7 protein-coding genes and 1 pseudogene are annotated in these 10,719 nt (G+C 64.7%); all 8 read left to right on the top strand.

Features of this window, described 5'->3' with window-relative positions; genetic code table 11:
• Positions 1-574, top strand: a pseudogene (locus tag AB4Y92_RS24600) (hypothetical protein); the annotation flags it as partial.
• Between the two features lie 3 nt (positions 575-577).
• Entirely contained in the window at positions 578-2,284 is a 1,707-nt protein-coding gene (locus tag AB4Y92_RS24595; RefSeq protein WP_441822012.1) for an XVIPCD domain-containing protein, read from the top strand.
• 34 nt (positions 2,285-2,318) lie between these two features.
• Positions 2,319-2,858, top strand: coding sequence for a relaxation protein (locus AB4Y92_RS24590; RefSeq protein ID WP_441822011.1), 540 nt, complete (start codon positions 2,319-2,321; stop codon positions 2,856-2,858).
• Positions 2,859-3,282: 424 nt separating this feature from the next.
• The gene (locus tag AB4Y92_RS24585; RefSeq protein ID WP_441822010.1) at positions 3,283-3,684 is read left to right on the top strand and encodes a hypothetical protein; all 402 of its coding nucleotides are present in this window, start codon (positions 3,283-3,285) and stop codon (positions 3,682-3,684) included.
• Positions 3,685-4,182: 498 nt separating this feature from the next.
• On the top strand, positions 4,183-5,682 hold the full coding sequence (locus tag AB4Y92_RS24580) for a S8 family serine peptidase (protein ID WP_441822009.1): 1,500 nt from the start codon (positions 4,183-4,185) through the stop codon (positions 5,680-5,682).
• Between the two features lie 628 nt (positions 5,683-6,310).
• Positions 6,311-7,813 carry a S8 family peptidase gene (locus AB4Y92_RS24575; protein ID WP_441822008.1) on the top strand — a complete coding sequence of 501 codons (1,503 nt, stop codon included), beginning with the start codon at positions 6,311-6,313 and terminating at the stop codon, positions 7,811-7,813.
• A gap of 495 nt (positions 7,814-8,308) precedes the next feature.
• Positions 8,309-9,766: a S8 family serine peptidase gene (locus AB4Y92_RS24570; RefSeq protein WP_441822007.1), complete on the top strand. Its 1,458-nt coding sequence runs from the start codon at positions 8,309-8,311 to the stop codon at positions 9,764-9,766.
• 278 nt (positions 9,767-10,044) lie between these two features.
• Complete coding sequence (locus AB4Y92_RS24565; RefSeq protein WP_441822006.1) at positions 10,045-10,542, top strand: hypothetical protein; 498 nt, start codon at positions 10,045-10,047, stop codon at positions 10,540-10,542.
• Positions 10,543-10,719 lie beyond the last annotated feature (177 nt).

Below are 10,719 nucleotides of genomic sequence, written 5' to 3'. Positions count from 1 at the left end.
GGAAGAATTCCCGGAATTGACGCCGGAGGAAGTGGGGCGGCGGTTCTTGAAGTTGATCGACGGTCTGAAGTCGTTTGATGAACTGTCAGTCGAGCGCTTGCAAGAGGTGATGCGATTGCGCCTGACCCCATCGCCAGAGACTCATGGGGGTTTTTTTACAATTCATTTGCCGGAATCGGGCTGGTACTACGGCCTGTCTTACTACGACAATCCAAAAGTTCCAGAGAGAAGGCATGCCGTATATAACTTCATCAACCAAGCGCAGGATGAAGAGCGCGAGAATGGCCTGGCCGATATGGCGCCGGTATGCGGAATGGACTTCAAGGCCTATGTGACGGAGCTGAAGAAGATGGGGTTCGTGAAGCGCGAAGACTTGGCGCAATACGATTCTCCAATGCCTCCTATGAATGCAGACGGCACATTGGAGGAACGCCGATTCTTCCGGCTGCCTGGTTACTTTTTCTCTCGTGGCAACATCGGAGTAATGATTCGCGAGCGTCGCGAAGCCAATGCACCGGACGACAAGCTACATCATGCCTGTGTGGAATCCATCAGCGTGGGCGGAGGGGGCTAAACCATGGCCAACCCCAATGCTCAACTTCAGGCTGCCATCGCCCAATTTGCCGCGCAATCTGGCATCACGCCTGATCAGGAAGCGCAACTACGTGCGGCCATCACTCAGAATGCCAGCCTACTACAACACCTGAACCAAGATGCGGCCAGTGGCCAACTCAAGGGCTTTTCGTTGTCGCAGGTTGGCGCGGCTGCGAATCTGGTGGGCACCTACGACATGGCCTCAGGCGTGGTCACGCTGCCCGCCACCAGCTTCCAGCCGACAGGAACTGCGGCTAGCGCGGACCTCACCGCCGCACTGCGCGTGCAAGACATGTCCGTGCGCTTCGCCCACACCAGTTACGTGGATGCCGCCAACGCCACCCGGCCGGTGACGCAGGACATGGTGACCAACCTGCAATCCACCATCAACGGATCGCCCGTGCTGGCCGCCGAAATAAAGCGGGCCGTCACGCCGCCGGGGCATGGGCAAGCCGCGCCCTTGCAGCACTTCGCCTCGCTCAGCGGCACGGTGGCAGGCGGTACCTACAACTCAACGAACCACACCATGAGCCTGCCGCCGAGCAGCCTGGCCGTGCCACCCGCCAGCTTCGGTTCGGCAGACCTCACCTTCGTATTGGGGCATGAAATCCAGCACGGCTTCAATGCTACCGACAAGAAAATCGCCACCAGCAATGCGTATAACCAAGCTAGGCAGATCGCGCGAGACAACAATCCGGTCAACGACTACACCGCACCCATCGGCAGTGTGATTCAGGCGGGGCGAGAGGATGAGGCCAAGGCGCAGATCGCCGGTTGGAACGCTCTTCTAAGTCGCGAGCAACAGAGCAATCCCGCCGCGAATCTCACTGAAATGAGGGCGCTGGCTATCAACCCCAACCAGCAGGATCGGACTTTGCGAGTTTTGGATTTTGTCGAAAAAAATTCAGCGACTGGCCAAGCTCAAGCCCGCCCCGGACTGACCTTCAATCCCGACGCCACCCTATCGATGACCCCCGCGAACGTGGCGAAGATGGGTCAGAACTACTTCAATAAGCCGCCGGTAGGCACCCCGGGATTCACACGCCACCAAACCACCGGCATCGGCCATCACGGCGACTCCGACTACCCCAACTACTACGGCGCGAATGCGATAACCAACATCATCACCAGCGAACGCGCCCATGCGCACCCGGTCAACGGCGTGGCGCCGCAGATGCAGATCGACATGGGACGGCTTGGGTTGCGCGAGGATCTGATGGAGCGCAACGGCATTACGCTCACCACCAACCCCGGCACGCCGCAGTCCTACTACGACACAAGCCAATCGCCGCCGGCCCTGCATCATTTCGACCATACCAATACGCCGCCCGGGACTCAGAACAGCCATCAGCATGTCCCCGCGGCTCCGGGTTTGTCTCCCGGAAAATCCAGGGATGGCCATGAGCCGAACGATGGTGTCCCTGCTCGCGCGCCCAACGCGCAGCAGGAGCTTTCGCCCACGAAAGACTTCTGCGCATATCTGGATCGGATGCTGGCTGCGGCGCAGTCGGGCGACGATGCCGCCTTCCGCAAGATGACCCAGACCTTGGCCGACCTGCCGCCGGGCCGGCAGATACGCGCCGAAGCGGTCGCCACGGTGGACAGACAGGAACAATTGGCCGCGCAGCAACAGATGGATCAGCAGCGCGCTCAACACATGGAAGCGCCGGTCATGCGGATGCATCGCTGACAGGCTTGGAGAACGGTACGGAACTGGGGGAGATATGAATGAGGAAGCCGCCACGATTTTGGTCAGCAAGATCGCCGCCCTGGTGGAGCAGTTCGACCGACGCTGCGAGCAGACCGACCGGGAACTGCGGCAACTCACGCAGCAAGTCCCCGGCATGGTGCGGCAATCGGCGGACGAGCAGATGCGGCGTATCCCCGGCGAAGTGATGGGCAGCGTTCGGGACGGGATCGAACAGCCGGTTGCCGCCTACGAACAGCGGCTGCACGAAGCGGGCGGATTACTGCAAAGCGGATCGCAGGCGCTGGCGATGCAGCTTCAGCGCATGGAGCGATTGCACAAGCAACTGGTATGGAAGGTCGCCGGCATCACGCTGGGCAGCCTGGTGCTGCTCTTGTCAGGCGGCGCCTGGCTGTCGAAGCACTACTACGACGAGATTCGCAGGAATCAGATTTCCGCCGATCTGCTGAAAGCCTACAACCAGGCAGACGTGACTTTGTGCGGCGGCCGCCTATGCGCAAAGCTGGAGAACGGTGGCAAGCAGCGAAGCGAGTACGTGCTCGTCAAATCGCGCTGAGCAGGTCGGCCCACTCGGCCTGTCGTATTCCGGGTAACCACCGCGCGGTCGTCGGGCCGGCGAGCCAAATGCGATCGCCGAGAAGTTTCTTGTGTGTTTGCACATCGATTCCATTTTGGTTCGTTCAAGGCCAAAGGGTGCATCGAGTCGGTCGCTTTTTTTCCCGCCTGGCATTGAGCCAAGGCAGCCGTACTCGCGGCTTCGCAACCGGTGCGCGGCGCATATCGGTAAACGAAATCGATCCCGGACATGCCGATATCCGGCGCTATTAACGTGCTTTCAGACGCGTCTGATGGTTCCGCCGCGACGCGCTGGGTAACTTGAATTCCGAGGGTGGCAGCCAGGATTTCCATCCGCAGCACACTTCCAGCGCCGAGGCGCGGAGTGCATCGCCGCCGACGCGGCCGCTTCCGGAATCGAAACCATGCCGGTCCGTTCATCGCCTTGTTCCCGCGGGCCTGTGTTGTCCGCGGCGATCTCCACGATCGCCGCCGCCGCACTGAGCGGCGGCGATACGGTCGCGATACCCCGCGCGGGCGTGGACGATGCGGCGGCTTCGCGCGGCCAGACCATGCAAGAGTTCATCGTGAAGTACCGCGGCGGCCGCCACGCGCGCCGCGACATCGACCGCCTGCACCGCGCCTTGCAGGATGCCGAAGCCGGCTTCGTCCAGGCCGCCGGTCTGCGCCGCGTGCGCCGTCTCGCAACCGGCGCCGATCTGATCCGCGCCGATCGCCCGCTCGATCGCGCCGAAGCGCTGGCCCTGATGCGGTGTCTGGCCAATGATCCGCAAATCGAATACGTGCTGCCCAACCACAAGGCATAGGTTGCGGCGAGGCCGGACCGAAGCGATTGGTATTGATCGAATCGCCGCGCGCGAGGCCGCGAAAACTCTGATGGGGAGACGGGCCCGGACTTGCGGCTGCGGCTGGAAGTCCGGGGAACCCGTCGTCGCATCGGTCGCGATGGTGCGATGGCCGCGGCGAAGGCGGCGAGACGGCACCCATCAAGCATGGTTTCCAGCGTGGTGTTGGAGGACGGACCCGGGCCCCGGCCGAGCCCGGAGTCCGCAGATCCGTTTGCATGACCTCGATGCGATGAGCGGATGTCCGGCGCGAACGGGCAGCGGATCGGCACGCATCGCCGGGGCGATCGGCATCCATGATTTAGGACTTGTCCTAATCCAAATGATGGGCGATCGGGTTATCACTTGGTCAACGCGTCGCGACATCGATCACATCGTGATTGGGTCTTCGGTCGCGCCAGCGTGACAGCGTCGAGCCACCGTCGCCATCGTGGCCGGCACCGTACCCGGATCGTTGCCGTGCGGAATGTTTCGCACGGTCGCATCCGCTCCGCCACCGCTATCGCGGCCTATGACACCCAGGGGGCTCCACCGATGTCCACACGCACCAAGCGCTTCAACACGCTGTCCGCCGCCGCCACTATCGCGCTGGCCGGCCTGTCCGCACCGGCGTTCGCCGGTCATGCGTATCTCGACAGTCTCAACGCCGAGGGCAATAACCAGTTCATCGTCAAATACCGCAGCGGCAGTGCGCCCGCGTCCAGCCCGGCCGCGATGAGGGCCTCGCTCGACTCGGCCGCTTCGCGCACGGCCTTGTCGTCGGGCAAAGGCGGCAAGCCGGGCCTGCGGGCGTTGCGCCAGATGATCCTGCAGGGCGGACGGGTGGTCGCCACCGATGTGCCGCTCAATCGCGCCGATGCCGCGGCGCTGATGCGCCAGATCGCCGCCGACCCGAACGTCGAATTCGTCCAGCGCGACGGCGTCTTGCGGGGCTTGGAAATCCCGAACGACAGCAAATTTTCCTCGCAATGGAACCTGGCGGACACTGCGGCCGGTCTGCAGGCGCCCACCGCCTGGAACACCAGCAACGGCAGCGGCGTGGTGGTCGCGGTGATCGACAGCGGCATCTACTCGCATACCGACCTCAACGCCAACGTCTTGCCGGGGTACGACTTCATCAGCTCAGTTACCGGCCTGCCCGATGCCGACTGCAGCACGATGGGCATGTCTCTAGGTTGTGGCGCCCCCGAGGATGGCGATGGCCGCGACGCCAATCCGGACGATTCGGCGAAGATTGGGCATGGTACCCATGTCGCCGGTATCGTCGGCGCGTTGACCAACAACGGTACCGGCGTGGCGGGCGTGGCCTACGGCGCAAAAATTTTGCCGATTCGCGTGCTGGGTAAGCAAAAAGCCGGTACGGAGTCCGACATTTTCGATGCGATCGTCTGGGCCTCCGGCGGCAGTGTCGCGGGCGTGCCGGCCAACGCCAATCCGGCCAAGGTCATCAATCTGTCGCTCGGCGCCCCATTGAAGGCCCTATGCAACGATTCCCCGGGGTGGGTGTCCGCGATCAACGCCGCGGTGGCGAACGGGGCTGTTGTCGTTGCTGCAGGAGGTAACAACAACGAAGATGTCGCGACGGTCACGCCCGCTGGCTGCAACAACGTGATTTCGGTCGCCGCCAGCAACAAGAGCGGTTCGCTCGCGTCCTACTCTGCGGCGGGCGCGACCGTCGACGTCACCGCGCCGGGCGGCGAGCAGGGCCTCTCCGCCGCAGGCGTGCCCTCCACGGATGCCTACAACGGCATCAAGTCGAGAGTTGGCACCTCGGTGGCCACGCCGCATGTGGCCGGCGTCGCGGCGTTGATCCTCTCGGCCGCGCCGACGAAGACTCCGGCGCAGGTCGAGCAGATCCTGAAGAGCAGCGCGCGGCCGATCCCGCTCAGCAAGTGCTCGAAGGGTTGCGGCGCCGGCCTCGTCGATGCGGCGGCGGCGGTTGCCGCGGCGGTGAAGTAAGTCGTGGTGAAAGCGTTCGGCGGCGCGCGCGGGTATCGCGCGTCGCCGAGCGCGATGGGCAGGGCGACGGCCGGATGCAGGATCCGGCCGTCGTTTTTTTTTGGGTGCGCACGGCCTCGCGTTCGCAGGTGGTTCGTATGAATTCCGGTATGGCCCGAGCGCAAAACGCCCGCCGTCGGTTGGGTCCGGGCAATGCCTGCGATCGAAGTCGCGTTTTTTTTTCGCGCATCGCGGGAAAGCGGCCCGAGCCGATGCCGCGATGGCGATCGGCGTCGAGAGCATCGCTGCCTTCGTGTCCGCGGGCAGCTTGCCCATGCGTGTCGGTCGGTCTTGGCGCCGATGCGGACGCTGACGATCGGCGCCGATCGAGATCGCCGCCGACGCTCCGGCGCGGATGAAATTAGGACTTGTCCTAATTCCGGCGATGCGTGATCTGTTTAGCATTTGGCCGGTGCGCGGCGATATCGATACGTCTGTATCGGATCGGTGCACGGATTAGCTTTGGTGTTGCAGGGCCACCGGCAAACGTGGTGACCATGCATCGTCCAAGAGCGGGCTTGCGTTGACAGTCGCGCGCATCCGCTCCTTCGTCGCTGTCGCGACTCATGACACTCAGGGGTTACCACCGATGTCCACCCGTTCCAATACGTTCAATGCACTCGCCGTCGCCACGATGCTCGCGCTCGGCGCAGGTTCCGCATCCGCCGCCGATCGCGCCGATCTGCGCAGCCTCGACGCCGATGGCAGCCAGAGCTTCGGCCGCCTGCTGGTGACCTACAAGCCCGGCACCGCGCCGCGCCGCGACAGCGGCAGCTTCAACCAGGCGATCGGCGCGGCCGCGAGCGCGACCAGCAACCGCCTCGGCGGAGGCAAGCACGCGGTGCAACTCAAGCGCCTGCGCCGCACCTCCGGCGGCGCCGACGTGGTGCTCAGCAATCGCCCGCTGAGCCGCGTCGAAGCGGTCACGCTGATGCGCCAGATCGCCGCCGATCCGAATGTGCTGGCGGTGAGCAACGACATCCGCATGGTGCCGTATTTCACTCCCAACGATACCCAGTTCAAGGATCAGTACGGTTTCGGCACCGGCGCCGGCGGCATCCGCGCCACCCAGGCCTGGGACGTGACCAAGGGCGAGGGCGCGGTGGTGGCGGTGATCGATACCGGCATCGTCAATCACAGCGACCTCAACGCCAATGTGATCGCCGGTTACGACATGATCAGCGGTGATAATCCGGCCGATGGCTTGCCGAGCCCCTACTACATCGCCAACGATGGCAACGGGCGCGACGCCAATCCGGCCGATCCGGGCGACGGGATCAGCATCAGCGAGTACTTTTCCAACGCCGCGGTGAACAAGTACTGCGGCTACGGTTCTTCGACTTGGCATGGCACTCATGTCAGCGGCACCGTCGCGGCGTTGACCAACAACGCCAAGGGCGTGGCCGGCACCGCGCCCGCCGCCAAGATCGTGCCGGTGCGCGTGCTGGGCAGGTGCGGCGGCTATAGCTCCGATATCGCCGATGCGATCACCTGGGCGTCCGGCGGCAGCGTGCCCGGCGTCCCGGCCAATCCCAACCCGGCCGATGTGATCAACATGAGCCTGGGCAGTAAAGCCCCGGTCGCATGTCCGCAGATCTACAAGGATGCGCTGGCCGGAGCGGTCGCGCGCGGCAGCATCGTGGTGGTCGCGGCCGGCAATAGCAAAGCCGATTCGCTTACCGCCAAGAATGCCGACGGCCAGGTGGTGGGCTATACCAATACCAACTGCGGCACGGTCATTTCGGTGGCCTCGATCACCTCAAGCGGCGCGCGTTCGAGCTTCTCCAATTACGGCGCCGGGACCGATATCGCCGCGCCGGGCTCGGACATCATGTCGACCATCAACAGTGGCAGCCAGGGACCGTCTACGGAAACCTACAAGACCATGAGCGGCACCTCGATGGCTTCGCCGCACGTCGCCGGCGTCGCCGCGCTGGTGCAGTCGGTGGCGCCGACGCCGCTGACCCAGGAGCAGATGCGCGCCCTGCTCAAGCGCACCGCGCGTGCGTTCCCGTCCAAGCCCGACAAGCCGATCGGCGCCGGCATCGTCGATGCGAACGCGGCGGTCAACGCGGCTAAGAACGGGCAGTAAGTTTCCGTTGCACGAAGACGTTCGGCGGCGCGCGGACATCGCGCGCGCCGCCGGGCGTGAAAGGCGAGGCGATGGCCACGCGTCGCGGAAATCGTCAACGCCAAGGCGGTGGTCGATGCGGTCAACGCAACCAAGTCGTTGTTCGGCCCTGCGCCTGCTGCACTCCACCGTTGCAACAGTCCCGACACCACTCCGCGGGTGTGTCGAGCGGCGTCTGTGTCGAAAATCAGACGGGTCTGAGTGGGAATGCTTGCTTGTTTTTCGTTCGGCCAATCCTCTGCCGGACGATACTGCGATAGGTGATCGAAACATGGTTTTCGTCGCGATTTCGCCATCGGGGAGCGCTTGCCAAAAATTTCCCCTGGTTATCGTCGATGCAAGGGGGCGACACGCGTTGTCGCCCGAGACAGACGTTCCCATCGGCCGTGCGGCAAGCGGCCGACAGCGGGAACATGGCACTTCGCCGCCATGCGGCAATCAATCAGGGGGCACTTCATGAAATATCGGTCAAATCCCAATCGGCGCGCGCATTCGTTCGCGGCGGTGGCTTTACTTGCGTTGAGCGGCTTGGTCTGCGCGCCGGCCTGCGCCGGGCAGGCCTATGCATCCGGCCTGCGAGACGGCGACACCTACGACCGGCTGATCGTCCAGTACAAGCGCGGCAGCGCCGCCGCGCTTAACGCCGCCGCGCTGGATGCTTCGTTGCACCGCGCCGCGCTCTCGGTGAAGGCCGACGGCGCCGGAAAACACATGCCGACGCTCAAGCGGCTGCGGCGTATGGCCATCGGCAGCGACGTGGTGGTCAGCGACATCGCCTTGAATCGCGAGCAGGCGCGGACCTTGATGCAAGCCATCGCATCCGATCCCGAGGTCGAATGGGTGCAGCCGGATCTGCGCGTGGAGGCCACCGCGTTACCGAACGACACGCATTTCGGCCTGCAATGGGATCTGGCCGATAGCGCTGTCGGCCTGCGCGCTCCGGCCGCCTGGGACAGCGGCGACGGCAGCGGCGCGGTGGTGGCGGTGATCGATACCGGCATTCTTTCGCATCCCGATCTGAACGCCAACGTGCTTCCGGGGTACGACATGCTCGGTGCGCGCAGTTCGGGCGACGGCGACGGGCGCGATTCCAATCCGACCGACTCGCTCAACCTCGTTCACGGCACCCATGTGGCCGGCACGGTCGCCGCGGCGACCGGCAACGGCCTCGGCGTGGCGGGCGTGGCGTCGGGCGCCAGGATCGTTCCGGTCCGGGTCGTGGGTAGCGGAATCGCCGGTTTCACCTCCGACTTGGCCGACGGCATCGTCTGGGCCTCGGGCGGCAGGGTGTCGGGCGTGCCGGCCAACCCCAATCCCGCGGACGTGATCAACTTGTCCGTGGGGACGGCCGAGCCTTGTTCTCAGACTCCGACCTGGCAGGCCGCGATCAATACCGCGACTGCCAACGGCACGATCGTGGTGGCTGCGGCCGGCAACAACAACACCGACGTCAGCCACTTCTCTCCGGCCAGTTGCAAAAACGTGATCACCGTGGCGGCCAGCGACGAGGGCGGGCGGCGCGCGTGGTACTCCAACTACGGCGCCGGTATCGACATCACCGCGCCGGGTGGCGAACGCTGTTCGCCGGCGACCGAGTTCCTGCCGCTGACCAGACGGGCATACAAGCCGTCCGATTGCACGCAGTGGCACGACGCGAAAGGCATCCTTTCTACCGTAAGCGGGGACGACTACGCTTACGACGATGGCACCTCGATGGCGTCGCCGCATGTGGTCGGCGTCGTGGCTTTGATCCAGGCCGCGGCAGCCACGCCCAAGTCCTTCGAACAAGTGCGCAAGATTCTGGCCGAAAGCGCGCGCCCGATCTCCGCGACGAATTGCCCCGGCGGCTGTGGTCCGGGGTTGATCGACGCGGCGGCGGCGGTGGCCAAAGCGCGCGAAACCGCGGTGCCGTAGTCCGCGAAGGTCGTGCGTTTCGGCGCCTGCCCGGCCAGCGCCATGAACCCGGCGAGGGTTTCGTCGCCGGGTTCTCGCATCTGCGGGGAAAGGATCGGATCATGCGAGCCTGAACAGGCCGAGCCTGTTCGGTGCTCGCACCATCGCATCGACCCCGCTACGCTCCGGCATACGTTGCAACCTGTTCCATCCCAGGAGGTGCCCGCATGTCATCCTCGATCCGCGCACGGTGGCTGCCCGCCACGGCTTTGTTGCTTTCCTTCACAGTGAGCGCCTGCATGGCATCCGGCAGCAATCCTTCCGATCCGAAATCCGCCGGCGCCAAGCCGGCCCCGGCCGCCGCGCCCGCCGCGGCGCAATCGCAACCGGCGCAGGCCGAACAGGCGCCGCCGCAGTACATCCAGCCCGACGACGCCCAGACCAAGCCGGGCCGCGCCCAGGTCGGCGCTCCGGTCGGCGCCGGGCCGTTCGCCCAGTTCATCGTCAAGTACCGCGACGGCACCGCGCCGCTGACGCAGACCGGCGCGGTGCAGCCGCGCCTGGACCGCACCGCGAAGCAGGCAGGCCTCGCCAACAAGAGCGGCCTGAAGCTGACCTGGAAACACCGCATGGGCATCAACGCGGATGTGTTCGCCGTCAGCCCGGCGCTCGACCGCGCCGAAGCCGTGCGGCTGATGGAAACCTTCGCCGACGATCCGGACGTGCAGTTCATCGAGCCCGACAACCACATCTCGCTCGGTCCGATCATTCGCAGCCCCGAGCCGGTCGACAAATAAGGCGCAATATCGATTCGTTGATGCGCGACACAGAAATCGGCGGCCGGCGCGGCGCCGCCAACGACCTTAAGAACCCCGGCGAAAGCCGGGGTTTTTTCGTTGCGGCGCAATAAGACGATTCCTTCGAATTCTATGCATTGCATGGAAGAAAGCGGCACGGCGAAGGCAGATTGCCGA

The organism is Lysobacter sp. TAB13 (genome assembly GCF_052113885.1).
GTDB lineage: Bacteria > Pseudomonadota > Gammaproteobacteria > Xanthomonadales > Xanthomonadaceae > Lysobacter > Lysobacter gummosus.
The sequence above is the reverse complement of the archived record's forward strand: the minus strand, read 5'-3'. Positions and strand labels throughout refer to the sequence as shown.

Coding starts and splice junctions, on each gene's coding strand:
- AB4Y92_RS24565 (WP_441822006.1), top strand. CDS start 10,045: ATGGCATCCGGCAGCAATCCTTCCGATCCGAAATCCGCCGGCGCCAAG.
- AB4Y92_RS24595 (WP_441822012.1), top strand. CDS start 578: ATGGCCAACCCCAATGCTCAACTTCAGGCTGCCATCGCCCAATTTGCC.
- AB4Y92_RS24585 (WP_441822010.1), top strand. CDS start 3,283: ATGCCGGTCCGTTCATCGCCTTGTTCCCGCGGGCCTGTGTTGTCCGCG.
- AB4Y92_RS24590 (WP_441822011.1), top strand. CDS start 2,319: ATGAATGAGGAAGCCGCCACGATTTTGGTCAGCAAGATCGCCGCCCTG.
- AB4Y92_RS24570 (WP_441822007.1), top strand. CDS start 8,309: ATGAAATATCGGTCAAATCCCAATCGGCGCGCGCATTCGTTCGCGGCG.
- AB4Y92_RS24575 (WP_441822008.1), top strand. CDS start 6,311: ATGTCCACCCGTTCCAATACGTTCAATGCACTCGCCGTCGCCACGATG.